Source organism: Paraburkholderia sp. RL17-368-BIF-A, assembly GCF_046054045.1.
Lineage (GTDB): Bacteria > Pseudomonadota > Gammaproteobacteria > Burkholderiales > Burkholderiaceae > Paraburkholderia > Paraburkholderia graminis.
This window is the reverse complement of sequence record NZ_JARESN010000014.1, coordinates 20,523-46,053: the sequence shown is the minus strand read 5'-3', so window position 1 is coordinate 46,053 and position 25,531 is coordinate 20,523. Positions and strand designations below refer to the sequence as shown.

22 protein-coding genes are annotated in these 25,531 nt (G+C 62.1%); 15 read left to right on the top strand and 7 right to left on the bottom strand.

What is annotated here, in order from left to right; all coding sequences use genetic code 11:
- Positions 1 to 26: 26 nt before the first annotated feature.
- Complete coding sequence (locus P0D87_RS22735; RefSeq protein WP_006049377.1) at positions 27 to 572, bottom strand: DUF4142 domain-containing protein; 546 nt, start codon at positions 570 to 572, stop codon at positions 27 to 29.
- Between the two features lie 206 nt (positions 573 to 778).
- Between P0D87_RS22735 and P0D87_RS22730 the strand changes: the two genes are divergently transcribed.
- Both P0D87_RS22730 and P0D87_RS22725 read left to right on the top strand, forming a co-directional pair.
- Positions 779 to 949 carry a hypothetical protein gene (locus P0D87_RS22730; RefSeq protein ID WP_006049376.1) on the top strand — a complete coding sequence of 57 codons (171 nt, stop codon included), beginning with the start codon at positions 779 to 781 and terminating at the stop codon, positions 947 to 949.
- Between the two features lie 72 nt (positions 950 to 1,021).
- Positions 1,022 to 2,110: a glycosyltransferase family 4 protein gene (locus P0D87_RS22725; protein WP_053860752.1), complete on the top strand. Its 1,089-nt coding sequence runs from the start codon at positions 1,022 to 1,024 to the stop codon at positions 2,108 to 2,110.
- A gap of 52 nt (positions 2,111 to 2,162) precedes the next feature.
- On the opposite strand, the gene P0D87_RS22720 is transcribed toward P0D87_RS22725, so the two are convergent.
- On the bottom strand, positions 2,163 to 2,570 hold the full coding sequence (locus P0D87_RS22720) for an Hsp20/alpha crystallin family protein (protein ID WP_053859453.1): 408 nt from the start codon (positions 2,568 to 2,570) through the stop codon (positions 2,163 to 2,165).
- Positions 2,571 to 2,599: 29 nt separating this feature from the next.
- Entirely contained in the window at positions 2,600 to 3,040 is a 441-nt protein-coding gene (locus P0D87_RS22715) for an Hsp20/alpha crystallin family protein (protein ID WP_006049373.1), read from the bottom strand.
- 263 nt (positions 3,041 to 3,303) lie between these two features.
- Here P0D87_RS22715 and P0D87_RS22710 point away from each other — a divergent pair, with 263 nt between their 5' ends.
- Positions 3,304 to 3,759 carry a hypothetical protein gene (locus P0D87_RS22710; protein WP_053859454.1) on the top strand — a complete coding sequence of 152 codons (456 nt, stop codon included), beginning with the start codon at positions 3,304 to 3,306 and terminating at the stop codon, positions 3,757 to 3,759.
- Between the two features lie 145 nt (positions 3,760 to 3,904).
- Positions 3,905 to 4,186, top strand: a complete 282-nt coding sequence (locus P0D87_RS22705) for a hypothetical protein (RefSeq protein WP_053859455.1) — start codon at positions 3,905 to 3,907, stop codon at positions 4,184 to 4,186.
- A 19-nt stretch (positions 4,187 to 4,205) separates the two neighbouring features.
- Here P0D87_RS22705 and P0D87_RS22700 read toward each other — a convergent pair whose 3' ends face one another.
- Positions 4,206 to 6,617 carry a hybrid sensor histidine kinase/response regulator gene (locus tag P0D87_RS22700; RefSeq protein ID WP_053859456.1) on the bottom strand — a complete coding sequence of 804 codons (2,412 nt, stop codon included), beginning with the start codon at positions 6,615 to 6,617 and terminating at the stop codon, positions 4,206 to 4,208.
- Positions 6,618 to 6,934: 317 nt separating this feature from the next.
- On the opposite strand from P0D87_RS22700, the gene coxB reads away from it, so the two are divergent.
- The 6 genes from coxB to P0D87_RS22670 are packed head-to-tail and all read left to right on the top strand — an operon-like array spanning position 6,935 to position 13,217.
- The gene (coxB, locus tag P0D87_RS22695; RefSeq protein WP_082367108.1) at positions 6,935 to 8,020 is read left to right on the top strand and encodes a cytochrome c oxidase subunit II; all 1,086 of its coding nucleotides are present in this window, start codon (positions 6,935 to 6,937) and stop codon (positions 8,018 to 8,020) included.
- Positions 8,017 to 9,966, top strand: coding sequence for a cytochrome c oxidase subunit I (gene ctaD, locus P0D87_RS22690; RefSeq protein ID WP_053859457.1), 1,950 nt, complete (start codon positions 8,017 to 8,019; stop codon positions 9,964 to 9,966). The genes coxB and ctaD overlap by 4 nt, the downstream gene beginning before the upstream one ends.
- A complete protein-coding gene (locus tag P0D87_RS22685) occupies positions 9,963 to 10,613 on the top strand; it encodes a cytochrome c oxidase subunit 3 (RefSeq protein WP_006049367.1) in 651 nt (216 codons plus the stop codon). The genes ctaD and P0D87_RS22685 overlap by 4 nt, the downstream gene beginning before the upstream one ends.
- A gap of 11 nt (positions 10,614 to 10,624) precedes the next feature.
- Positions 10,625 to 10,957, top strand: coding sequence for a hypothetical protein (locus tag P0D87_RS22680; protein ID WP_053859458.1), 333 nt, complete (start codon positions 10,625 to 10,627; stop codon positions 10,955 to 10,957).
- Complete coding sequence (locus P0D87_RS22675; protein WP_053859459.1) at positions 10,930 to 11,898, top strand: cytochrome c oxidase assembly protein; 969 nt, start codon at positions 10,930 to 10,932, stop codon at positions 11,896 to 11,898. Before P0D87_RS22680 ends, P0D87_RS22675 begins: the two co-directional genes overlap by 28 nt.
- Positions 11,895 to 13,217 (top strand): c-type cytochrome, encoded by a 1,323-nt coding sequence (locus P0D87_RS22670; RefSeq protein WP_053859460.1) that lies wholly within the window; start codon positions 11,895 to 11,897, stop codon positions 13,215 to 13,217. Before P0D87_RS22675 ends, P0D87_RS22670 begins: the two co-directional genes overlap by 4 nt.
- A 45-nt stretch (positions 13,218 to 13,262) precedes the next feature.
- Here the strand turns inward: P0D87_RS22670 and P0D87_RS22665 are convergent, their stop codons facing one another.
- Positions 13,263 to 13,772 (bottom strand): GNAT family N-acetyltransferase, encoded by a 510-nt coding sequence (locus tag P0D87_RS22665; protein WP_006049363.1) that lies wholly within the window; start codon positions 13,770 to 13,772, stop codon positions 13,263 to 13,265.
- A 278-nt stretch (positions 13,773 to 14,050) separates the two neighbouring features.
- Between P0D87_RS22665 and P0D87_RS22660 the strand changes: the two genes are divergently transcribed.
- The 3 genes from P0D87_RS22660 to P0D87_RS22650 all read left to right on the top strand — a co-directional run bounded on the left by P0D87_RS22660 (position 14,051) and on the right by P0D87_RS22650 (position 17,341).
- Positions 14,051 to 14,566: a CinA family protein gene (locus P0D87_RS22660; protein ID WP_053859461.1), complete on the top strand. Its 516-nt coding sequence runs from the start codon at positions 14,051 to 14,053 to the stop codon at positions 14,564 to 14,566.
- Positions 14,563 to 16,611: an NAD(+) synthase gene (locus tag P0D87_RS22655; RefSeq protein WP_053859462.1), complete on the top strand. Its 2,049-nt coding sequence runs from the start codon at positions 14,563 to 14,565 to the stop codon at positions 16,609 to 16,611. The genes P0D87_RS22660 and P0D87_RS22655 overlap by 4 nt, the downstream gene beginning before the upstream one ends.
- Before the next feature lie 142 nt (positions 16,612 to 16,753).
- Positions 16,754 to 17,341: a hemerythrin domain-containing protein gene (locus tag P0D87_RS22650; RefSeq protein ID WP_006049360.1), complete on the top strand. Its 588-nt coding sequence runs from the start codon at positions 16,754 to 16,756 to the stop codon at positions 17,339 to 17,341.
- Positions 17,342 to 17,405: 64 nt separating this feature from the next.
- Here P0D87_RS22650 and P0D87_RS22645 read toward each other — a convergent pair whose 3' ends face one another.
- Entirely contained in the window at positions 17,406 to 19,712 is a 2,307-nt protein-coding gene (locus P0D87_RS22645; protein ID WP_053860754.1) for an FdhF/YdeP family oxidoreductase, read from the bottom strand.
- 254 nt (positions 19,713 to 19,966) lie between these two features.
- Between P0D87_RS22645 and P0D87_RS22640 the strand changes: the two genes are divergently transcribed.
- Both P0D87_RS22640 and cydB read left to right on the top strand, forming a co-directional pair.
- On the top strand, positions 19,967 to 21,418 hold the full coding sequence (locus P0D87_RS22640; protein ID WP_408637044.1) for a cytochrome ubiquinol oxidase subunit I: 1,452 nt from the start codon (positions 19,967 to 19,969) through the stop codon (positions 21,416 to 21,418).
- Positions 21,399 to 22,415: a cytochrome d ubiquinol oxidase subunit II gene (cydB, locus tag P0D87_RS22635; RefSeq protein WP_029966253.1), complete on the top strand. Its 1,017-nt coding sequence runs from the start codon at positions 21,399 to 21,401 to the stop codon at positions 22,413 to 22,415. The genes P0D87_RS22640 and cydB overlap by 20 nt, the downstream gene beginning before the upstream one ends.
- Before the next feature lie 334 nt (positions 22,416 to 22,749).
- Here the strand turns inward: cydB and P0D87_RS22630 are convergent, their stop codons facing one another.
- Positions 22,750 to 25,431, bottom strand: a complete 2,682-nt coding sequence (locus P0D87_RS22630) for a glucose/quinate/shikimate family membrane-bound PQQ-dependent dehydrogenase (RefSeq protein WP_053859464.1) — start codon at positions 25,429 to 25,431, stop codon at positions 22,750 to 22,752.
- Positions 25,432 to 25,531 lie beyond the last annotated feature (100 nt).

The following is a 25,531-nucleotide window of genomic DNA, read 5'->3' as shown; positions in this document are numbered from 1 at the left end:
GCGGCTCCATCGGCGGGAAGCAGGCGTTACTGCTCCGAGACGCCCTTCTTCGACGCCAGTTGCTGGGCGCGCTGGTAGTGCTCCTTGATGGTCGGCAGCGCCTTTTGCGCGGCCTGCTTGAGCTTCGCGTTCTGCCCGTCGGCAATTTCCTTTTCGAAAGCCGCGATCGTCTTCTTGTGGCCTTCAAGACCGAGCTTCTGGATATAAGCCTGATCGAATTCCTTGCCCTTGAGCGGCTTGAGCGCGTCGAGCACGCTCGTGTCGGAATTGTCCTTCGGCACTTCAACGCCGTGCGGTGCAGCCATCTTCAGTTGGACTGTGAGCTTCGTGTGGTCGATCATCATGTGATGCGCGAACGACTTCACGTCCTTGTCGCTGGAGTTGCTGGTCGCGAGTTTCGAAGCGTCGATTTCCGTCGACGAAGACATCGAGGCGGCCTGAACGAAGTCTTTGTCCACCTGCGAGAGCGGATTCGCGGCGGTGGTGGAAGCGGCTTCTGTCTGCGCGTTAGCAGCGACCGGAACCAGGCTGAAACAACCGCACGCTAGTGCAATTACTGTCATCTTCTTCATGCGTTTCCTCACTTGTTCGAACGGGGTAGCCAGGGTGGCGCAATGTTCGTTGCGACACCGGTAGGCCAGCAACCCGCATGCCGCGGCGCGTCAAGCAGACGAATTTTTCGCGGCCTCGCACGCGAACGCCGGACCCACGCATCGCACCGCTCGGGACCGTGCCTTGCTGATTGCACTTGCCTTCCAACCAACCGAGGGAGAACGCAATGGCAACCAAACCGAACGACCCGAACGAATCCAACGAGTCCACGCAAAACGATTCCGGCGAAGGAACATTTGAAACCGATGTGTCGGAAACCGGCGAAGACGGCACCACTGTCCGGCAAGCGGAAGTGAAGGAAAGTGACTTGTCGGAAGTGAAAAAAGACCAGTCGTAAAGCGTGTCGCGATGGCCGCGTGCGCGCTTATCGCGGACGCGGCCGCAACCCAACCTGATGACAAGATTGCCTGTGAGAATCGCTCAAGTCGCACCTCTCTACGAAAGCGTTCCGCCTTTCGCCTACGGCGCCACCGAGCGCGTGGTGTCCTACCTGACTGAAGAACTCGTTCGACGAGGCCACGAACTCACGCTATTCGCCACGGCGGATTCGCGCACCGCCGCGCGGCTCGTGCCGATCTGCGAGCGGGGACTATGGCGCGATAGCGCGGTGTGGGACACGCTCACGCATCATGTGCGGCAGCTCGCGCGCGTCGCGGATCTCGCGCATGAATTCGACGTCGTGCATTTTCACGGCGATCCGCTGCACTTTCCGCTCGCGCGGTCGCTGCCATGCAAGTCGCTCACCACATTGCACGGGCAATTACTGCCGGTGGATCACGGACCGCTGTTTCGCGAATTTGCGTCGGCGCCGCTGGTGTCGATCTCCGACGACCAGCGCAAGCCCGTGCCCTTCGCGAACTGGCAAGCGACCATCCATCACGGCCTGCCGCGCGACGAATTCGAATTCGAGCCGCGTGCGGGCTCGTATCTGCTCTTTCTTGGCCGCATCATGCCCGGCAAGCGGCCCGATCTCGCCGTCGAAATTGCAAGGCGCGCGGGGCTGCCGTTGAAGATGGCCGGCAAGGTTCACCCCGGCGAGCGCGAGTACTTCACGGAGCAAATCGAGCCGCTGCTCGAACGTTCGCGCGACTTCACCGACTATCTCGGCGAAGTGGGCGGAACATTGCGCAAGGAACTGATCGCGAATGCACGCGCGCTGATCTTTCCGGTCGAATGGGCCGAGCCGTTCGGCATGGTGATGATCGAGGCGATGGCATGCGGCACGCCGGTCATTGCATTCGGACGCGGCGCCGTGCCCGAGGTGCTGGAGCACGGCGTCAGCGGCTTTATCGTCGATAACGTGGAAGAGGCTGTGCAGGCAGTCGCGCGCATCGGCGAACTGGATCGCGCGCAATGCCGCCGCGCTTTCGACGCGCGCTTCACGGCCGCGCGCATGGCCGACGACTATCTGCGCGTGTACGAGCGCATCGTCGCGGGCACGCGCGCGGCCGTGCCGGCGTCGGACAGCGATGCCGACGCACAGCAGGTATGCGGCTAAACATCCAACGGACACAAACCGCGGCCCTAACGCACGGGCCGCGGCATTGCCATTAGCCGACGTTCACCTCAATCCGCCGTGGCCGCGCTTCTTCGCGCCGCGGAATGACGAGCTTCAGCACGCCATCCTGCAGGTTCGCTTCGATCTTCGACGTGTCGAATTCCGCACTCAGCGTGAACGAGCGCGAGAAATGCGGCGCGCGGATTTCCGCGTGTTGCAGACGCAAGCCGGCGCGCGTCGGCACGCTCGCTTCCGCTTCGATATGCAGATTGCCGTCGTGCACGCGCACTTCCAGCTTCTCTTTCGACACACCCGGCAGATCCGCCCACAGCGTCACGCCATGCGCGTTCTCGATCACGTCGACGGGCGGCGTAAGCGTCGTGCGCGGCTCGGCCGGTTCGCGCTCGCCGCGCGCGACGGGCTGCTGCTCCTTCTGAACTACATCGGTCGTATCGTTCATGATTCCCTCCATCATCGGTATCGGTGAGATCACTGAATGGCGATTGCACGAGGCTTGGACGATTCGCGCTTGCCGACGCTAATCGACAGGCAGCCGTTCGTATAGCGGGCTTCCACCTTGTCGGGATCGGCCTGCTGCGGCAATTCGATCACGCGGCGAAATGACCCGGTGAAACGCTCCTGCGCGTATTGACGGGTCGACTCGTCCGCCTCCGGCGCGATGGATTTGCGCTCGCCGGCAATCGTCAGCAAGCCCTTGTCGATCGACACGTCGAGTTGCGACGGATCGATGCCCGGCGCGAACGCGACGATCTCAATGGAATCGTCGGTGGTGCCGATATTGATTTGCGGAAAAGCCGCGAGGCGGCTCGAGCGGATGCTCGAAGGAAAACCGCCGAACAGCGCCGACATCTGCTGCTGCAGACGGTCGAACTGGCTGAACAGGTCGGTCGCGAAGTAAAGGTCGCTCATGATCGTTTCCTCCTCGGTAGTACCGGGGCGAGGAGAGGACGGCACTGCACACTGCACTCCGCCTGCCCGCAGCCCCTGACAGACAAATCGAACACGCAGCGCATTGCAAAAACGGCGCGTCTGCATGATCGCAACTCACTGAACGACTTCTAAAATAAATCCGCGCGCAACGATTTCAAGACCCTTCACGCAAATTTCCGGGCTTGAAAAATAGCGGCGCAGCCACATAGTTGTGCGAGATCAAAAAGTGTCGGAGAAAAGGCATGGAATTCGATTCAGACTGGCTCACTCTTGGACGTCACCGCGTGTGCCTGCGCTCGCCAAGAGGGTTTCCCACCGAGGGAATGCGAACCGCCGTCGACGTGATACGGATTGCGATAGAGAACAACATGAGCGCCCGCGCGCGCCTCGTGGATGTTGCGGTGCGAGAAGAGAAAACCTACGACGTCTCGGTCGGAACGACCTTCGCGGAAGACCGGCTGTGCGCTCCGCAACTGGAAGCCGCGATTGCCACCGTGCTCGGCTTGCTGCCCTCGCAAGTGCGCATCTTCGTGACCGTCGTGACGCAAGAAGAAGTGGACCTGCACTTCGGCGTGTACGAGCGGATGCTGGCCGAAAAAATCAGCGGATTGCCGCCGATCCGGCGCGGCACAGAAGACGCTCTACGCGATATGCGCAGCCAGTCGCGCGTCGACGCGTCGCCGGTAGACAGAAGCTAGGTCCGGTGGCCGCTAGAGACCAGCCTTAAGATTTCCTTCAGCATCGCGCGATAAATTCAAACGATAGATTCAAAGCAACGTCTGTCACCACGCGATACCGGCGAGCCAGCCTCGCCGTACATCAATAAAAATAGTGAGAGAACCCATGCCGAAGGCAAAAACAGCCGGCGCCGCCGCGGCGAATGCACGTCTTGCGTACGTGCTCGAACTCGCGCGCGGGTCTTCGCATATCAGCAGCACATTGAGTCGCGAAAGCGAACGGCGCGCGATTGCGGAAACGCTGACCGAGTTCTGCCAACTGTACGGCGAAAAGGAAGCGGCCGTCTTCCAGAAGCTCCTCGCAGACGAACTGCGGCAACGCGGCAAACGCGACGCCGCCGCCGCAGTCGCTCAGTTCAGATTCACGTGCAATACCTTTGGACGCTGACAGGTCGCGTGCGGTCCCGCTAGTCGTCGAAGCCGCGCAGCATCGCGCTCAATTCGTCGATGCTATACGGCTTGCGAAGCGCTCCCCAGCGAAACGGCAAGGTGTCGACCGCGGGCATCTCGTGGCCGGACGCAAAAATAACCCGTAGCGTGGGCCGCAATTGCGTGGCGCGTTGCGCCAACTCGAGCCCCGGCATAACAGGCATCGACAGATCGGTGATGAGCACGTCGAATGGTTGCGCTTCAAGCAGGCGCAACGCCTCTTGCGGCGAACCGGTGACAACCGGATCGTGGCCGACGAGCTTCAGCAATTCACCGATGGCCTCGGACGTGTCGATGTCGTCGTCGACCAGCAGCAGGCGCAGGCTCGTCTCGCCGCCCGCCGGCTGCTGCGTTTCGTGGCCGCGGCTGCTGCTACTGCTGTTGCTATTGCTGTTCATGTGCGCATTGCTAACGCTGTTGGTATTGGTGTTGGTAGTGCGCACGAGCGGCGCAACGCCGAGTATCTGCCGGATCTTGTACGCCAGTTGTTCGCGGCTATACGGCTTGCTCAGCAACTCGACGCCGGGGTCGAGCCGCCCGCCGTGCACAATCGCGTTTTGCGTATAGCCCGATGTAAAAAGCACCTTCAGACGCGGCAACATCTGCACTGCCTGCGCGACCATCGCCGGACTGCGCAGCGGGCCGGGCATCACCACGTCGGTAAACAGCAGGTCGATATGCACGCCGCTGCGCACCACGGCGAGAGCCTGCTCGGCGTCGTTCGCCTTCAGCACGCTGTAGCCCAGACCGGAGAGCGTATCGACCACGGTGGATTGCACGTCCTTGTCGTCTTCCACGACGAGGATCGTCTCCGTTCCGCCGAGCAGCGTGACCGGCTGCGAAACCGGCGCCTCGACCGCTTCTTCCATCGAACGCGGCAGATAGATCTTGACCGTCGTGCCGTGTCCGACCTCGCTGTAAATCCGGATGTGACCGCCGCTCTGCTTCACGAAGCCGTAGGCCATGCTCAGACCCAGGCCCGTGCCCTCGCCTTCCGGCTTGGTCGTGAAGAATGGATCGAACGCGCGCTGCACGACTTCGGGCGGCATGCCCGTGCCGCTATCGGTCACGGCGAGCATCACGTACTGGCCCGCGGGCACGTCGGGAAAACCCGCGACGTAATGGTCGTCGAGCATCGCGTTCGACACTTCCATGGTCAGCTTGCCGCCCTCCTTCATCGCGTCGCGCGCATTGATCGCGAGATTGAGGATCACGTTCTCCATTTGATGCACGTCGACGAGCGTATTCCACAGGCCGCCCGCCACCACCGTTTCGATCTCGACGGTCTCGCCGAGCGCGCGGCGCAGCAGGTCGTCCATGCCGCGAATCGCGGAAGCGAGATTGATCACGATCGGCCGCAACGGCTGCTGACGCCCGAACGCGAGCAGTTGCGACGCGAGCTTCGCGCCGCGCTCCACGGCGTCGATCGCCTTGTCGAGACGCTCACGGGTCCAGCCGTCGCGCTTATGGCGGCTTTCCAGCAGTTCGAGGTTGCCGCGCAAAATCTGCATGACATTGTTGAAGTCGTGCGCGACGCCGCCCGTCAGCTTGCCGATGGCTTCCATCTTCTGCGACTGCACGAGTGCGACGCGGGTCTCTTCGAGCAAACGCGTCGCTTCCATTCGCTCGGTGATGTCGCGCGTAATCTTCGCGAAGCCGACCAGCGTGCCGTTGTGGCGGATCGCGTCGATCACCACATGCGCCCAGAAACGCGAGCCGTTCTTGCGCACGCGCCAGCCTTCCGATTCGAAGCGGCCGTCGCGGGCGGCGGCTTCCAGGCCGCGCTGCGGCAGTCCGCGCGCGGCATCTTCCGGTGTATAGAAGCGCGAAAAATGCGAGCCGATGATCTCATTCGCCGCATAGCCCTTGATGCGGTGCGCGCCCGAATTCCAGTTCGTCACGCGGCCTTCCGGCGACAGCATGAAGATCGCGTAATCCGTCACGCCGTCGACGAGCAGCCGGAACCGCCGCTCGCTTTCGAGCACCGCGTCATGCACCGCTTTCTTGTCGGTCATATCGCGCACGATCTCGCCGAAGCCGAGCAGCGCGCCGTCGGACGAACGCAGCGCGGTCAGAACGACGCTCGCCCAGAACGCCTTGCCGTCCTTGCGTAGCCGCCAGCTTTCACCCTCGAAGCGGCCTTCGCGGCGCGCCGTGGCGAGCGCCGTTTGCGGCAGACCTTTGGCGCGCTGCTCGGCGCTATAGAAGATGTCGAGCGGCTGACCGATCACTTCTTCTTCGCTATAGCCGTGAATGGCTTCTCCGCCCGGATTCCACGAGCGAATGCGGCCGTCTTCCGACAGGCCGATCACCGCATAGTCGCGCAAAGACTGAAGCCATATATTCGCCCAGTTCTGAACGATGTCATCCGGCTCGTATGCATGCGCCATCAAGCTGCTCCTGGACAATAGGCCGAGGACCTGGCCTGCGATTCAATGCGCCGGAGACGGCGCACCCCGTGTTCTTGTACTGGTTTTCTGTTCTTTCGCACATAAAGCAGCGGCAAGCCGGGGCTCTGCGGCCTCATGCGCATCGCAACATTTTATTAGCGAACGCCGGCGATATGAAGCGCTCTCGCCGCTCATTAAAGTAAGACGGGCGCGACTTCTGTAAGCGTTTGAAAGCGCCGCCGGCGCGGGCTCGCGCGAGGTACAGCGATTGCTAGCCAGTCGCAAACGTCCCCACCATCACGCCACCTCGCGCAAGCATGCACACAGGCCAAGCATCTCGACGCCGGCTGGACAACCCTGCTGGAAAGCAGCGGCATGCCTCGTGGCTGCTGCGGATCGCCGCGCTTTGCTGCTGCAGCGCAACGCTGAATGCACGGGCCACGCCCGCCCATGAGGCGCTCAGCCCGGCAGGCGTGCAGGCGTCGCACATCTTCACGCTCTGGACGCTGACGCTCACGGTCTGCTCGCTCGTTTTCGCGGCCGTGCTGATCGCGCTGCTCGTCGCAATGGCGCGCGCGCCGCGCGTGAGCCGCGATGCCAACCCCGACCTGGGCCCGCTCGAGCGTCCGGAGAAACGCGTGCGCCGCGTGGTCGGCGCGGCGTCGATTGCGTCGGTCGTACTGCTGTTTGGTCTGCTGGTCGCCGACATCGCGACCGATCGCGCGCTGTCGCGATTGCCCGTCGCGGACGCCGTCCATCTGGAGATGACCGGGCACCAGTGGTGGTGGGAAGCGCGCTACGCGGACGACACGCGCGGCGGCGGATTCGCCGTCGCCAACGAATTGCACATTCCGGTGGGACGGCCGGTGGTGATCTCGCTGAAGGCCGACGACGTGATCCACACGTTCTGGGTGCCGAACCTGCACGGCAAGAAGGACATGATACCGGGCCGCGAATCGACGATCGAATTCCGGGCGGACCGCGCCGGCACCTACCGTGGGCAGTGCGCCGAATTCTGCGGCCTCGAACATGCGTTGATGGCGTTCACCGTGGTCGCCGAGCCGCCCGCCCAGTACGACGCGTGGCTCGCGCGTCAGCGGGCGCCCGCGCCGCAGCCGGCCAACGCATTGCAGGCACAGGGCGAGCGCCTCTTCACGACCGGCAACTGCGCGGGCTGCCACACCGTGCGCGGCACCTCCGCGCACGGCGTGCTCGGGCCCGACCTCACGCACGTCATGAGCCGCCCGATGCTCGGCGCCGGCACGTTCGAAAACACGCCTGCCAACCTGGCGTCGTGGATCAGGGCGCCCGGCAGCATGAAGCCCGGCACGACGATGCCGGCGAGCCAGTTATCCGCGCAGGACCTCGATGCGCTTGTAGCATGGATGAGAACCCTTCAATGAGCGAACGTCATTCCGCTTCCGCGCGCCCGATCGAGCATCTGGTGGACGGTCCCGCTGCCGGACAGCAGATCACCGAGGCACTCGCGCGCACCTGGAGCGATCCGCCCGGCTGGCTCGGCCGGCTATCGGCGATCAATCACAAGACCGTGGCGCGGCGCTTTGTCATCACCACCTTCGTGTTCTTCCTGCTTGCCGGCCTGCTCGCGCTTGCGATGCGCCTGCAACTCGCGCGGCCCGGCAATCGCCTCGTCGGCCCGGAGCTGTACAACCAGCTCTTCACGATTCACGGCACGACGATGATGTTTCTGTTCGCCGTGCCGGTCATGCAGGCCGTCGCCGGCTGGCTCGTACCGTTGATGATCGGCGCGCGCAGCGTCGCCTTTCCGCGGATGAACGCCTACGCGTACTGGGTCTTCCTGTTCGGCGGCGCGACGCTGTATGTAGCGTTTCTGCTCGGCGCCGGCCCCGACGCCGGCTGGTTCAGTTACGTGCCGCTCGCCGGACCCGACTATTCGACCGGCAAAGGCGTCGACATCTGGGCGCAGATGATCACTTTCACCGAACTTTCCGGCCTGCTCGAAGCGGTGGTGCTCATCACCACCATCTTCAAGATGCGCGCGCCGGGCATGTCGCTCAACCGCATGCCGCTTTTCGTGTGGGCCACGCTGATCACGCAATTCATGGTGCTGTTCGCGATGCCGGCGGTGATGCTGAGCAGTACCGCGCTGATTCTGGACCGTCTCGTCGGCACGCATTTCTACAACGCGGCGCGCGGCGGCGACGTATTGTTGTGGCAGCACCTGTTCTGGTTCTTCGGCCATCCCGAGGTGTACCTGATCTTTATTCCGCCGCTCGGCTTTCTATCGTCGATCATTCCGACGTTCGCGCGCCGCCCCATTTTCGGCTATCCGGCGATGGTGCTCGCACTCATCACCACCGCGTTTCTCGCGTTCGGGCTGTGGGTGCATCACATGTTCGCGACGAGCATTCCCGCGCTCGGCAAGAGCTTTTTTACCGCGGCGAGCCTGATGATCGCCATTCCCTCCGGCGTGCAGATCTTCTGCTGGATCGCGACGCTCTGGACAGGGCGCGTCAATCTGAAGACGCCCCTGTGGTTCGCGCTCGGCTTCTTCTTCATTCTCGTACTCGGCGGAATGACGGGCGTGATGCTTGGCTCGGTATCGCTCGATCTGCAGGTGCACGACACGTACTTCGTCGTCGCGCATCTGCATTACGTGCTGCTTGGCGGCGCGGTGTTTCCGCTCTTCGGCGCGTTCTATTACTGGTTTCCGAAAGCGACCGGCCGAATGCTGAACGAGACGCTCGGACGCCTGCAATTCTGGCTGTTCTTTATCGGCTTTAACGTCACGTTCTTTCCGATGCACATCCTCGGTCTGCACGGCATGCCGCGGCGCGTGTGGACGTATCCGCACGCAATGGGCTGGGACGGCCTGAACATGACGGCGACGATCGGCGCGATAACCATCGCCGTCAGCGTGCTGGTTTTTATCGTCAATGTGCTCCGTAGCTATCGGCATGGTGCAATTGCGGGCGCCGATCCGTGGGGCGCGGGCACGCTCGAGTGGAGCACCGCGAGCCCGCCGCCGCCGCATAATTTCGACGCGTTGCCGGTGGTTCACGGACGCGATCCGCTGTGGGAACCAGGCGCGCAGCCGACGCATGTCAGCGGGCTCGCGGCCGAGTCGCGCGAAGTGCTGTCCACCACTGCACTCGATGCATTGCCCGACCTGCGCTTGCTGTTTCCGTCGCCGTCGATCTGGCCGTTTATCAGCGCGGTGGCGACCACGGTGCTGTTCATCGGCTCGATCTTTTCGCCGTGGGCCGTGGTGTGGGGCTCGGTGCCCGTGATCGTCGCGATGATCGGCTGGTTCTGGCCGAATCGCGGGCAAAACCGGCGCGCGCTTCAGTTGGAGCAACGGCCATGACGGAACTGCGCAAGGTGCCCGGCAATGCGGCGTTGGACCAACAGGGCGCCGCGCCTGCGTTGATGCTGGACGTGCGTCATTTGCCGAGCTTCGGCTTCGGACATCGCAGCCTGATGTGGTGGGGCACCGTATGCCTGATGCTGATAGAAGGCACCGTGTTCGCCATCGCGGCAATGGCGTACTTCTATCTGCGCAGCCTCACCGCGCACTGGCCGCTCGATGCGGCGCCGCCCGCGCTGCTGTGGGGCAGCGTGAACACGGCGGTACTGTTGCTGAGCATGTGGCCGAATCAACTCGCGAAGCGCGCCGCCGACTGCGAGCAGCGCGGCCGCGCGCGGCTGTGGCTCGCGGTGTGTCTGCTGTTCGCCGTCGTGTTCCTCGTGATTCGCGGCTTCGAATTCGCGGCGCTCAACGTGAGCTGGTATGCGAACGCGTATGGCTCCGTCGTGTGGCTGCTGCTCGGTCTGCACACCACTCACCTGATTACCGACGCCGTCGACACCGCGGTCCTCGCCGTGCTGTTATTCACCGGACCATTCGAAGGAAAGCGTTTCGTCGATGTCAGCGAGAACGCGCTGTACTGGTACTTCGTCGTACTGAGCTGGTTGCCGATCTATGCGGTGATCTATCTTGCTCCCCGCTTGTGATGGAGGTTGCCATGCGAACCTGGCTCGCGCTCCTTGGTGCGCCCTCCGCGGTACTCACCGCGCTGAGCGTCGACTATGCGCTCGTCACGCCCTCCTGCGCGTGGCGCACGCTCCTGCCTTTGGGCAGCGTGACCGGCACCGCGCTGCTGTTCTCGATCGTCGCCACGCTGCTTGCGTGGCATCGCTGGCGCGAAGCCGGCATGGTTGCGCCGGCGAGCGCGCCCGCCCTTCCCGCGCGGCCCGCGATGATGGCTTGCGCGGCTACATGGGTCGGCATGCTTTCGACGCTCGCATTGGTCGCAATGTGGATACCGCAATGGCTTATTTCTCCGTGCGTGCAATGAACAATCCGCTCCGTTGTCTGCTTGCCTGCGCCGCGCTCTGCGCTTCTGCCGAGGTGAAAGCGCATGTGCTGAGCGCTGCCGAACGCAGTGCGCCGCCTGTGCTGCGCTGGACGTTCGAGCCTTGGGTCGTCGCATTGCTGATCGTGAGTCTTGCTTTGTATGTGGCCGGCTATCGGCGTCTACGCGCGCGCAGCAAACGCGGTCGCGAGGTTCGCGCGCGTCAGCTAGGCGCATTCGTACTCGGATGGCTCATGCTCGTCGCCGCGCTCGATTCGCCACTCGATGCGTTGAGCGCCGCGCTCTTCTCCGCGCACATGGTTCAGCACGAATTGATGATGATCGTCGCCGCGCCGCTGCTCGTGCTCAGCAGGCCGCTCGCGGTATGGCTATGGGCCTTTCCTCCCGCCGCGCGTCACCGGATAGCGGCAGCCGTTCGCACGCCGGCGTTGCGCGCACTCTGGCGAACGCTGTGCGCGCCAGCCGTCGCGTGGATGCTGCATGCCGCCGCGTTGTGGGCCTGGCATATGCCGCGTCTGTTCGAAGCGGCGCTTGCGTCGTCCGCTATTCACACGCTTCAACATGCGAGTTTTCTGCTGAGCGCACTATTGTTCTGGTGGGTCGTTTTCGGCGAAGGCACGCGACGCGATCAGAGCGGCTATGCGATGCTGTCGCTCTTCACGACGATGGTTCACACCGGCGCGCTCGGCGCATTGCTCACGCTCGCGCCGGGACTCTGGTATCCCGCGTATATCGAGCCTACGTCGGCGCTCGGTTTCGATCCGTTGCAGGATCAACAACTCGGCGGACTCGTGATGTGGGTGCCCGGCGGCCTCGCCTATCTGATCGCGGCGCTTGCGACCGGCGCGCGCTGGCTGATGCATCGCGCGCCCGCGACGCTGATGCCGAACGCGCTGCCCGCACACAGAGACAGCAATTCATGATGCGGCGCTTCACCTATAGGGCGCTGGGCGCTGCCGCGATGCTGTGCGTGCTTGGCGTGCTGTATGTCTCGCCGCAACAGCGCGCATGCGCGCAGCAATCGCAAGCCGCGGATGCCGCGCTTGTCGCGCTTGTCGCGCGCGGCGACTATCTCGCGAAAGCATCCGACTGCGCGGGATGCCATACCGCGGTCGGCGGACCAGCGTACGGCGGCGGCCTCGGATTGACCTCGCCCTTCGGCACGATCGTCAGCAGCAATATCTCGCCGGACAAGCGCTATGGGATCGGCGCATTCAGCTATGAAGACTTCGCGCGCTCCGTGCGAGAAGGCGTGTCGCCAGGCAATAAGCGCCTCTATCCCGCGATGCCGTATGCGTCGTTCGCCAAAATGTCCGACGACGACATGCGCGCGCTTTACGCGTATTTCATGCATGGCGTGAAGCCGGTTCCCGAACCCGCGCCGCCGACGAAAGTACCGTTCCCCTTCAATCAGCGCTGGGTGCTGTATTTCTGGCAACAGCTTTTCGCTCCGAAAGAACCGTATCGGCCGAAGCCGGGACGCGACGCGCAATGGAATCGCGGCGCGTTTCTCGTGCAAGGCCCCGGCCATTGCGGCGCATGTCACACGCCTCGCGGCCTGGGCTTCCAGGAGCGCGGCTACGACGAAACCTCACCTAGCTATTTGACCGGTGGTATCAACGACAACTGGTTTGCGCCGAATCTCACTGGCGATCCCGGCTCGGGGCTCGGGCGCATCGGCGAAAAAGATCTCGCCGCGTTTCTGAAGACGGGCCACGGTGCGGGCCTCGCGGCATTCGGCTCGATGGTCGAGCAGGTCGAAGACAGCACGCAGTATCTGACGGACGACGACGCGCTCGCGATGGCGCACTATCTGAAATCGCTGCCCGCGCAAAAACCTTCCGGACGCTACGATCCGCATGCTCAGCCCGACTTGCCGACGCGCAACGGCAATCGCATCGATGCGCCGCAATCGGTCGGCGCACGCGTCTATGTTTCGTTCTGCGCACAATGTCACGGCGCGGAAGGCGCCGGCGTGCCGAATGTGTTTCCGCGCCTCGCGGGCAATCCGTCGGTGATCACCGAAGACACGACCTCGCTGATCCGCTTAATGGTGGAAGGCGGCAACAGTCCCGCGACGATCGGCGGGCCGCCGCGCCAGGCCATGCCTGGTTTCGCTCAAACGCTCACGAACGCGCAAATGGCAAGCGTGCTTTCATGGATTCGCAGTTCATGGGGCAACGACGCGCGGCCCGTCACCGCGAACGACATTCAATCGCTACGCAAAAAATTGCATAAGTAGCGCGGCGTGTGTCGTGCCGCGCGATGCCGTCGCGTTTGTGACGCGTCACGCGTCGCGCATCGTTTCCTTGCGCTGATTGTCGGGCGCCTGCCCGCCGAGGCGCTTTTCGTAGCAGCATGCGTCGGCCTTGCCCACATACGGTCCATACGGCGCAATGCGCTGGAAACCATGCTTTTCATAGAAGTCGATCGCGCGGCGATTGTTGAGGTGCGTGCCGAGCCACAACGCCTGATAACCGAGTTGCGCCGCTTCTTTCTCGAGTCGCGCGAGGATTGCACTGCCCACGCCATCGGCGCCGGGACGCGCATACAGGCGCTTGATTTCGGCGATATGCTCGCCCAGCGGACGAAATGCGCCGCAGCCGAGCGGAGTCGCCGAATCACTTCGCGCCACCAGAAAGCGCGAGCAATCGAGCGTGACGTCGCGAATGGAAAAGCGGTTCTGTCCGCTGTCGCCGGTGAACACGGCGAGCGTCGCACTCAGTTCGTCGAGCAGCGTCTGTGCGTCCATCGAGGCGGGGTCCTCGCGATTGATAACGATTGTGGGAAACATCATGGGCGTCGCCTCCTTTACCGTCGCGTGTGGTTGCGCCCAACAGAAACAGCAATCGCTGTACCGATCTGCGAAGCGACGCGCCGATGCTTCGGCGGCCTCGGCAAAAAAATGGCCCGCCAACCGGCGGGCCGAACCGAACAAACAACCATGGCGTCCCGGTGAAGGGACCATCGTGTGGAGCAATCCGCGTGCCGCTTCGAGTACCTGCACGCGCAACGGGTATCGCACTTGCTTGCACAGAAGTGATCGGTCCATGCCCTGAATGAGAGAGGAAAAAAATGAATATTCCCCGCAGCGTGGTTGGATTTCTGTCGTCGCGCGGTCTCGTGATCGCGACCGCCGAATCGTGTACCGGCGGTCTGATTGCATCGCTGATCGCAGACGTGCCGGGCAGCGGCGCGTGCCTCGACATGGGATTCGTCGTCTATTCGCCATCGGGCAAATGCGGTGTGCTCAACGTGCAGGCGCAGACGATCGAAGAGCACGGCCTGACGAGTGAGGAAGTCGCGCGCGAGATGGCTACCGGCGCGCTTGCGCTCGAAGCATGCTCGGCGCATATTGCCGTTGCCAATACGGGAATTGCAGGTCCGCCGCCGAAAGGCACCGATCTCGCGCCGGGCACGCAATGCTTCGCGTGGCGCTACAAGCGCCGCGACGGCGAATACATGTTCAGCGAGACTCGCGTGTTCGACGGCGACCGTACGGCCATCAGGCAGAACGCCGCGCTTTATGCACTGTCGCGGATCGAGCATTATTTCAATCAGTTGCCGAACGCGAGGCGCCGCGGACCATGACGCGATCATTTTTCAATCTCTACAGTCACGATTTCGCGCGTGTCGCGGTCGCGGTTCCTGTGTGCCGCGTCGCCGACCCGCAATTCAACGCCCAGGAAACGCTGCGGCTCGCGCGGGAAGCCGCGCAAAAGGGTGCGTTGCTCGTGGTGTTTCCCGAGTTGGGCATCTCCGCTTATACGTGCGACGACCTCTTCCATCAGCGCGCGTTGCTCGACGCATGCGAAGCGGCAATTGGCGACATCGTTGCGGCGTCCACCAACATTCCCGCGGTACTCGTGATCGGCGCACCGCTGAAGATCGAGCATAAGCTCTTTAATTGCGCACTGGTCATTTCAAACGGGAAGCTATGCGGCGTCGTGCCGAAGAGCTATTTGCCGAACTATGGCGAGTTTTACGAGGTCCGGCAATTCAGCGCGGCGGAGAATGCTTCATCTACCGAAGTAACGCTGTGCGGACAGCAGGCGCCGTTTAGCGCATCGCTGCTATTCGACGTTCCCGGCGCGCCGCTCTTTCGCTTTCACATTGAAATATGCGAGGACGTATGGGTTCCCGTGCCGCCTTCGTCGTTCGCCGCGCTGGCGGGCGCGACCGTGCTCGTGAACCTGTCTGCGTCGAACATCGTGATCGGCAAGTCGGGCTATCGTCATCAACTGGTTGGGCAGCAATCCGCGCGATGCCTGTCCGCGTATCTGTATTCGTCGGCGGGGCGCGGCGAATCCACCACCGACCTTGCATGGGACGGCCAGGCGCTGATCTACGAAAACGGCGAACTGCTGGCGGAATCCGAGCGTTTTCTCGATACGTCGCACATCATTTTCGGCGACGTCGATCTCGAACGGCTGTCGCGCGAACGAATGCGGCAGACGACGTTCGGCCAATCGACGCGCCGCCATGCAGACGAAGTCCGCAAATTCCAGGTGGTCAGCGTGCCGGCTTCGCTGCCGGACGCAGAGCATCTTCCGCTCATGCGCGCGATTAACCGCTTCCCTTATGTGCCGTCCAATCCCGCGACGCGCGACGAACGCTGCGCCGAGGTGTACAACATACAGGTGCAGGGACTGCTTCAGCGGCTCGGCGCGGCCAACATTTCGAAAGTCGTGATCGGCGTTTCGGGCGGGCTCGATTCTACTCAGGCACTGCTCGTCTGCGCAAAAGCAATGGACAGGTTGAAACTGCCGCGCTCGCATATCCTCGGCTATACGATGCCGGGCTTTGCGACCAGCAGCCGCACGCTCCAGCAGGCGAAAGATCTGATGCAGGCCGTGGGCTGCTCGATGCAGGAAATCGACATACGTCCAAGCTGCATGCAAATGCTGAAGGACCTGAACCATCCGTTCGCGACCGGCGAAGAACAGTACGACGTCACGTTCGAAAACGTTCAGGCCGGTGAGCGCACCAGCCATCTTTTCAGGCTTGCCAATTTTCATCACGCCATTGTGATCGGCACCGGCGATCTGAGCGAACTGGCGCTCGGATGGTGCACGTATGGCGTCGGCGATCACATGTCGCATTACAGCGTGAATGCGAGCGTGCCGAAGACGCTCATCACACATCTTGTCCGTTGGGTCGCGGAATCGGGTCAGGTAGGCGACGCGGGTTCGCGCGTGCTCGAACAGATTCTCGCGACAGAGATCAGCCCGGAACTGGTGCCCGGAAAAGTCGAGAAGGTTATCGATCAGAAAACCGAAAGCATCATCGGTCCATACGAATTGCAGGACTTCAACTTGTACTACTTGCTGCGTTTCGGCTTTGCTCCGTCGAAAGTGGCGTTTCTCTCGCATAGCGCGTGGGCCGACCGGGAGCATGGCGTCTGGCCTGCGGGCCGGAATGTTGCGCGCAATCAGTACACGCTGGCCGACATTAAACGCAATCTGGCGATTTTCGCCGAGCGCTTTTTTCACACGAGTCAGTTCAAGCGCTCGTGCATTCCCAATGCACCCAAAGTCGGCTCCGGCGGTTCACTGTCGCCGCGCGGCGATTGGCGCGCGCCGAGCGATAGCGAAGCAACCGTCTGGCTGCGGGACATAGAAAAAATTCCGGACTGACGTAAGTAACGCGACTAATGCAGCGTCGCAGGTACGGAGAATGCGGTATGTCGCGCATCCGCGAGCGCCCGCATGCCGATGTTGCGCATGCCGACAATCCCCAATACCGACGCCTGGCGCCGCGTCATTCTGGAGAACTGCCATGCCCGATAGCAATTCGTCGATGTCGCCCACCATCACCTCAATGATCCGGCTGGATCATATGCATGTACTCACCGCGTTCCATCGTTATCATCCGGACACCGCATGGTGGCGCAAGCGCGCAATTGTGAATTCAGTGTGTGCCGCGCTCGAAATTCACGCGCAGTTGGAAGAAGAGATTTTTTACCCGGCGCTGGGCGGCGTACTCAGCGAAGATCAGACGCTCGAAAAGAGCCGCCCCGAACACGACGAAATGCGCGCGACGATTGCGAAGCTGCGCGCGACCGGTCCCGAGGACGCTGCCTACGACGGCCTCTTTCAGCAACTGATGCGCGAAGTCATGCACCATGTGGCCGATGAGGAAACGGTACTGCTGCCCACCGCCGAACGCGCATTGAAGGACGAGTTGCGTTCGCTTGGCGCGAAGATGACGCGCCGCAGACTCCAGCTTCTCGGCGAACGTCCGCGCGAAATCGCGGTGAATACGGCGGGCACTTTTCCGGTCGCCACGTTTCTGCTCGGCTCTCTGCTTGTGATCGGCGCGACGCATTGCCTGCCGAAATCGCGCAGAACTCGGTACGCCGATTAGGCGCCGATTAAGCGCTGATTACGCACTTACGATCAGCCGGGCTGTAGGAAGCCCGGCTGATTCGTCACGCCGAAGCCTGCGCGCCCGGCTTATCCACAATCCTCACCGGAATAGACTTCGCCCCTGGCACCTTGCTCTCTTCCGCGTAATGCCACAGCGGCAATAGCGGATTGCACTCGGGGTAATAGCCGGCGATGCAGCCGCGCGGAATGTCATACGCCTTCACGGTAAAGCCGCTCACGCGCCGGTCAAAGCCGTCGTCGGCGATGGTCTGCAAGCCGATCTTGTCGCCTTCGGAAAGACCGCTCGCCGCCATATCGTCCGGATTCATCAGCACAACCATGCGGCTGCCTTGCACGCCGCGAAAGCGGTCGTCGAGACCGTAGATCGTCGTATTGAACTGGCTGTCGGAGCGCAGCGTCATGAGCCGCAGCGCGTCCGGTTCACGCTCGGGCATGTCGGGATCTTCGCCTAGCGCCTTGGGCACGAGGAACTCCGCCTTGCCGCTCTTTGTTTTCCATTGCCGCTGGCTGGCCGGCAAAGGTTTGTGAAATCCGCCGGGCGTCCACATGCGCTGATTGAAATCGTGGAAGATCTCCGGGTACGTCTTCGCTATTTCGTCGCGCACTACCGAGTAATCGTCTCGCCACGCATCCCAATCGACGTTGAAACGCGTGCCCAGCGTCGCTTTTGCAATGCCGGCGACAATGTACGGCTCCGAGCGAATGTTCTCACTCGCGGGTTCGGCCACGCCATGCGAGCCATGCATGCAGGCGGTGCTGTCTTCCATCGAAACAGCTTGCTCTCCGCTCGCCTGCCGGTCGATTTCAATGCGGCTCAGGCACGGCAGAATGTACGAAATCTCGCCGTGCACGAGATGGCTGCGGTTGAGCTTCGTCGCAACGTTCACGTTCAGACGCAAACCGCGCCATGCGGGTTCAATGCGCAAACGGTCGGGTACTGAACGCACGAGATTGCCACCGAGATTGAACACGCCTTTAACCTCGCCTTTAAGCATTGCCTCGAATGCCTCGACGGTATTCAAGCCTTTTTTGCGCGGCGGTTCGAACGAGAACTGACTGGCCAGTTTGTCGAGCGGCGCGAGTTCCGGTTTCTCCGTGATGCCGACGGTGCGCTGCCCCTGCACGTTCGAGTGTCCGCGCACCGGAGAAGGCCCGGCTCCCGGCTTGCCGATATTACCGCGCAGAAAGAGCAGGTTGCACACCATGCGCACGTTCTGCACGCCGAGTCTATGCTGTGTGAGTCCCATGCCGTAATGAATCATCACGGCATTGGCTTTCATGTACTCGTTTGCCGCAGCTTCTATCGCCTCGCGCGGCAAGCCGCTCACTTTCTCGATGTCCGCCCACGACGCCTCGCGCGCATAGTTCGCGAATGCTTCATAGCCGGTTGTGTGCTCGCGAATGAAGTCGACGTCGATGACGCGCGGTCGCGCCTGTTCGATGGCGAGATCGTCGGCCTCAATCACCGCCTTGCAGATGCCGAGAATCGCCGCAGTATCGCCGCCCGTCTTAAGCTGATGATATTGCGTGCTGATCTGCGTATTGTCGGGCGTCAGCATCTGCACCGGCGATTGCGGATTGGCAAAGCGCACGAGGCCCGGCTCTCGAAGCGGATTGAACGTGATGATAGGCACGCCGCGTTTGCGCGCGTCCTGCAACTGGTGAAGCATGCGCGGACTATTGGTGCCGACATTCTGGCCGAAGAAGAACATCAGATCGGTCTTCTCGAAGTCCTCGAGCGTAATCGTGCCGACGCCCACGCCGATCGCTTCCTTCAAGCCGACGCTGGTGCTCTCGTGACACATGTTCGAGCTGTCCGGCAGATTGTTAGTGCCATACATGCGCGCGAAAAGCTGGTACATGTATGAGGTTTCCAGCGATGCACGGCCCGACGCGTAAAAGACCACGCTGTCCGGATCGAGCTGATTCAACTCGCGGCCAATTTCGTCGAATGCCTGTTGCCATTCGACCTGCACGTACTTGTCGGTGGCGGGATCGTAGCGCAACGGCGCGGTGAGCCGCCCGGCTTCCTCCAGATCATGGTCGTGCCATGACAACAGTTCAGTTACGGTGTGAAGCTGAAAGAACTCGGGCGTCATTCGCTTCGATGTGAGGTCCCACGCCGTCGCCTTCGCACCGCTTTCGCAAAACTCGAACACGTGCGGGTCGGCCGGTTTCGCCCACGAACAGCTTACGCACATGAAGCCGTCCGGTTTGTTCTGCTTGCGCAGCGCTGCGCTGTCTTTGACGCTCACATGCTCCTGCGCCAGGATCGTCGTGACCGCTTTCAACGACCCCCAGCCGCCGGATGCATACGGGTAGTCTCGTGTGGTATCGCTCTCTTTCATCATCGTCTCCGCGCGATCGTCAATGTACAGGCGGTGAGCAAAGCATGTACCCGTGCCGCGCAATGAGCACTGCTGCTGACAATAGGGTTACAAGGCGGGTTACACGACGCGTTACAAATCACTACCGCGTGCCCGTTCGCGCTGCCGCATCCATTCAAGCAATCGGGTCACGTATTTGCTACCCTGCATGAGCGCTTGCCGGGCGATTGCCCGTTCGTCGATGTCCGCTCACGTCCCTTACTCGAGGTTCCGCGATGCCACCCTCGGTTGACGCTCTCTTTCTCGCCCGCGCGCAATTCGGCTTCACCATCGCCTTTCACATCATTTTTCCGGCGATGTCCATTGGGCTCGCCAGCTATCTCGCGGTTCTCGAAGGGGCGTGGCTCGTCACCGGCAAGCCGGTCTATCTGGCGGTATTTCGCTACTGGCTGACAATTTTCGCCGTGGTGTTCGGCGTGGGTGTGGTGTCGGGCCTCGTCATGTCGTATGAGTTCGGCACCAATTGGGCAGGCTTTGCGTATCGTGCCGGCCCCATAGTGGGCCCGCTGATGGGCTACGAAGTACTCACCGCATTCTTTCTCGAATCCGGCTTTCTCGGCGTGATGCTGTTCGGCATGAAGCGCGTCGGACCCAGACTGCATTTTCTCGCCACGGCGCTCGTGGCGATCGGCACGTTGATGAGCGCGTTCTGGATTCTGGCCGTCAATTCATGGATGCAAACGCCGCAGGGCTTCACGATGGTGGACGGCCGCTTTTTTCCCGCGGATTGGCTCAGCATCATCTTTAATCCGTCGTTCCCCTATCGGCTCGTGCATATGGTGCTTGCCGCGTATTTGAGCGTGGCGTTCATCGTGGGCGCGGTGGGTGCTTGGCACCTGCTGCGCGATTCGAGCAACGAGCCCGCGCGGCTGATGGCTTCGATGGCGTTATGGATGGCGTGCATCGTCGCGCCGATCCAGATCGTCGCTGGCGACCAGCACGGCGTCAATACGCTCAAGCATCAACCCGCGAAGATCGCCGCACTCGAAGGCGACTGGGAGTCGAAACCGGGCCAGCCGCTCATATTGTTCGGCATGCCAAACATGAAGACGGAAACGACCGATTACGCCGTCGAGATTCCGCACCTCGGCGCACTGATTCTTACGCATACATGGAACGGCTCGATTAAGGGGCTGAAGGAATTCCCGCCGGCCGATCGTCCGTTTTCACCTCTTATTTTCTGGACTTTTCGCATCATGGTCGGACTCGGCGTGCTGATGGCGCTGACCGGCTTTGCGAGTCTCGCATTGCGGGCGCGGCATTCGCTTTATCGCGCGCGCTGGCTGCACCGGCTCATGGTCGCGATGGGACCTTCCGGCCTGATCGCGCTGTTGTGCGGCTGGACCGTGACCGAAGTCGGCCGTCAGCCTTACACCGTGTATGGCCACTTGCGTACCGTCGACAGCGTATCGCCCATCGCCGCGCCCGGCGTTGCAACATCGCTCGCGGCTTTCGGCGTGGTCTATCTGATCGTATTCGGCGCGGCAATGGTGTTCCTGTTGCGGCTCATGGCGAGGCCGCCGTCGCTCGCCACCGAAGGGCCCGCGAAGGACAAGCCGCATAGAAGCGCGGGCATCACGCCGGGCCCCGCGCAACGGCAACCAGTATCGGCCTCTAGCGATAACGCTCTTTCACAGGACCCACGCCATGACAGCCGCCACGATTGATCTGCCGCTCATATGGGCCGCGATTCTCGCGTTTGCCGTGCTTGCGTACGTGCTGCTCGACGGCTTCGATCTGGGCGTGGGCATTCTGTTCGCCGTCGAGCGCAATCGGGAAGACCGCGACCTGATGGTCAATTCCATTGCGCCGGTATGGGACGGCAACGAGACATGGCTCGTGCTCGGCGGCGGCGGACTCTTTGCCGTTTTTCCGCTCGCCTATTCGATCATTCTGCCCGCGCTCTATCCACCGATCATTGCAATGCTGCTCGCACTCGTCTTTCGCGGCGTGGCTTTCGAATTCCGTTTTCGCGCAACAGGCTCGGGGCGCATGTGGTGGGACGTCGCCTTCTTTTCCGGCTCCGTCATGGCTGCTTTATGCCAGGGCCTCGTGCTCGGCGGATTGCTTCAGGGCATCCACGTCGAAGGCGTTTCGTATTCCGGCGGCTGGTGGGACTGGCTCACGGGCTTCACCGTGTTGTGCGGACTCGCGGTGATCGTCGGCTATACGTTGCTGGGTTCATGCTGGCTCATTTGGCGCACCGAAGGTCCACTGCATGAACGCTGCCGGCGCTACGCGCGCAGCATGGCCGTGGCGGTACTCGCGCTCATCGTGGTGGTCACGCTATGGACGCCGATGCTGCAAGGGTCGCTCGCCGAACGCTGGTTCCGCTGGCCGGCGATTGCATTCACGGCTCCAGTGCCGATCTTGCTGGTTCTTCTCGCGGCCGGCTTCTGGCGCAGTCTGTCGGCGCGCAGGCATGTACTGCCCTTGCTGTTTGCCTATGGCATTTTCATTCTTTGCTATGCGGGACTTCTCATCAGCCTCTATCCCAATCTTGTGCCGCCCGCCATTTCTTTCCGCGATGCCGCTGCGCCGCACTCGAGCCTGCTATTTCTTCTGGTAGGCGCTGCGATTACCGTACCGATGATTCTCGGCTACACCGTCTACGCGTATTCCGTCTTCAAAGGTAAAATGCGCCCCGGCGAGGGATACCACTGACATGTGGCGACGATTCGCATGGTTCGTCGGTTTATGGATGCTGGGCGTGGCCACGGTAGGGCTAATAGCAGGCGTATTGAAAGTTATATTACGCGCGGCTACGCATTAACTCTTTTGTGGAACGGGTTCTTCAGTTGTGCCCGGTGAAATGTTTGCTCGCCGACGCGTAACGTTTTCAAATTTTTGTCGATAGTCGCGCGTTGCGTATTGCGTATTGCGTATTGCGTATTGCGTATTGCGTATTGCGTACTGCGTACTGCGTATTGCGCCGGCGAGTACGAGGGAGTTCTTCCTCGTATTCGCCGGCGCTCTGGTCTTCAATGCAAACCCTTGGTTACGGCAGCGTGTACGCAATCACATAGTCGCCCTGCTTCGTGCCGAGCGAGCCGTGGCCGCCCGCGGTGACGAGCACATACTGCTTGCCGTTGCTGTCCGCGTAAGTCATCGGCGTGGCCTGGCCGCCTGCGGGCAAGCGCGCCTCCCACAAGCGCTCGCCGTTACGCACGTCATAGGCGCGCAAATAGTAGTCGAGCGTACCGGAGAGGAATGCGACACCGCCGGCGGTCGTCACCATGCCGCCGAGACTCGGCACGCCGAGCGGCATCGGAATCGGCAAAGGCGCGCTATCGCGGATCGTACCGTTCTTGTGCTCCCACACAATGTTGTTGGTGCGCAGATCGACGCCCGCGACATAACCCCACGGCGGCGCCTGGCACGGAATGCCGAGCGGCGAAAGAAATGCGTTGATCTCGAATCCATACGGCGTGCCGCGAGCGAGCTTGATGCCGCTCGTTTCGCTGCCCTTCTTCTCGCCGTTGTCCGACGGAATCTGCGAACGCGGTATCAGCTTCGAAGTAAAGGCCATGTAACTCGGATTCGCGATGAGTATTTGCCGCACCGGGTCCACCGCGACACCGCCCCAATCGAATACACCGAAATTGCCCGGAAATACGAGCGATCCCTGTTCCGAAGGCGGCGTAAACATGCCGTCGTAACGCAGCGATTTGAATTTCACGCGGCACCACAACTGATCGAAAGGATTAGTGCCCCACATGTCGCGTTCGCGCACTTTCGGCGGCTTGAAGTTAAGTGCGGAGAACGGCTGCGTCGGCGATGTGTGGTCGCCCGACGCGGCGCCTTGCGGCACGGGTTCTTCTGTAATAGGCACGATAGGCTTGCCGGTCTCGCGGTTCAGCACATAAATGCTGCCCTGTTTCGTCGATGCAATTAGCGCAGGCTGCACGCCGCCTGCCGTCTGCAAATCGATTAGCGAAGGTTGGCCGCCGACGTCCATATCCCACAGGTCATGGTGCGTGAATTGATAGTTCCAGCGCATCTTGCCGGTTGCGAGGTCGAGTGCAACCACGCCTGCTGCCACTTTCTCGGAAGCCGGTGTGCGCAATCCGCCCCATTGGTCCGGCGTCTGATTGCCGAGCGGCAGATAGACCATGCCGAGCTTCTCGTCGACGCTGAACACCGACCACATATTCGGCGAATTGCGAACGTACGTCTGGTTGGGGCCAACGGGCTGCGTCGCGTCCGGATTGCCCGCGTCCCAGTTCCACACGAGATGGCCGTCATGCACGTCGAATGCACGCGTGACGCCGGAGGGTTCGTTGGTCGATTCGTTATCGGTGACGTGGCCGCTAATAATCACGAGATCGCGCGTGACCGCCGGCGGCGATGTCGAGTAATAACCGCCCGGTGTGAACGGGCCGATGTTCGTGCGCAGGTCGATCTGACCGTTATTGCCGAAGTGCGTGCACGGTTGTCCCGTGTCCGCATTGAGCGCGATGAGGCGCGCGTCGGCGGTCGGCAGGAAGATGCGGCGCGGGCATTCGGCGCTGGCTGCGGCGTTGGTGCTGGCGTTGGCTGTCTGCTGCGTGGCGGCGGCAGTATCGCTCGCAGTCGTCGCAGCCGATGCGGATTGCGTAGTGTCAGCCGCCGCGGAAGCCGCGTTCGGCGATTCGGTGCTTGCCGATGCGGCGTCGGCCGCAGGCGTCGATGCAGCCGCGCCGGAAGATGCATTCGCAGTCACGCTTGCAGTCGCGCCCGAAGCCGCAGCCGCATTCGAGGCCACACTTGAAGCCACATTCTCACCAGCGCCCGGCGCCGAAGCCCCCGCTGCATTTTCCGCGGCCCCGGTCGTTGCATTCGCCGAATACATCGCGTCGTCGTGATACGACACGCCGCGGCATGTCATATGTTCCCAATGCTTGAAACCGACGGGACTCTGGATATGCGGATCGTAGCGCCACAGTTCTTTGCCCGACGCGGGATCGAGTGCAATCACGATACTGTGCGGCGTGCAGAGGAACAACTTGTTGCCCACCTTGATCGGCGTATTTTCATCGGTCGTTTCAGTCGGGTCGCCCGGACCCGGCTTGTCGCCGGTCTGGAATTGCCAGGCGACCTTCAATTGCCGCGCATTTTCAGGGGTGATCTGCGTAAGCGGCGAATAGCGCTGACCGAACGGCGAGCCGCCATAGTCGGTCCAGTCGCCGGCCTGCCGGTTCGCATCGCCGGCAAGCGTCGTGCTCGGCGCCGCGGCGGTGGAGGCCAGCGTGCCGGGGCGATCGTACGGATGATTGAATGCGGTGCCGATGCCAAGCAGCACCGTCACGATCACGGCCGCAGCCAACGGCACCACGCCCTCGCGATGCGCGGCCGGCGGCCCGAACACCAGTTTGCCCGCGACGGGCGGCAACAGCAGCCACAATGCGAGCACCAGCCACACCCACAAACGCGGCAGTAATTGCCAGAAATCGAAGCGCGCTTCCGTGACCGCCCAAATGGTCGAACCGAATAGAACGAGCGCGAACAACCAGAGCGCCGACCGCCGGCGAATGAACAGCAGCACACCGGTCAGCGCGATCGCAATGCCCGTTATGACGTAATACCAGGAGCCGCCAAGCGTGACCAGCGGGACTCCGCCCGCGGCTAACGCCAAACCGATAATGATAAATACGATACCAGGGACCGCGAGCGCGGGGGGAAACCGATGCGGCTTCGACATGTTCGCCACCTCTACAGACAATGATTCAAATTGAATTGCAACAATAGCCCACCCATGCAGGCTCGGAAGACGCTGCCCTGCGAGTAGCATTTGTGGTTCC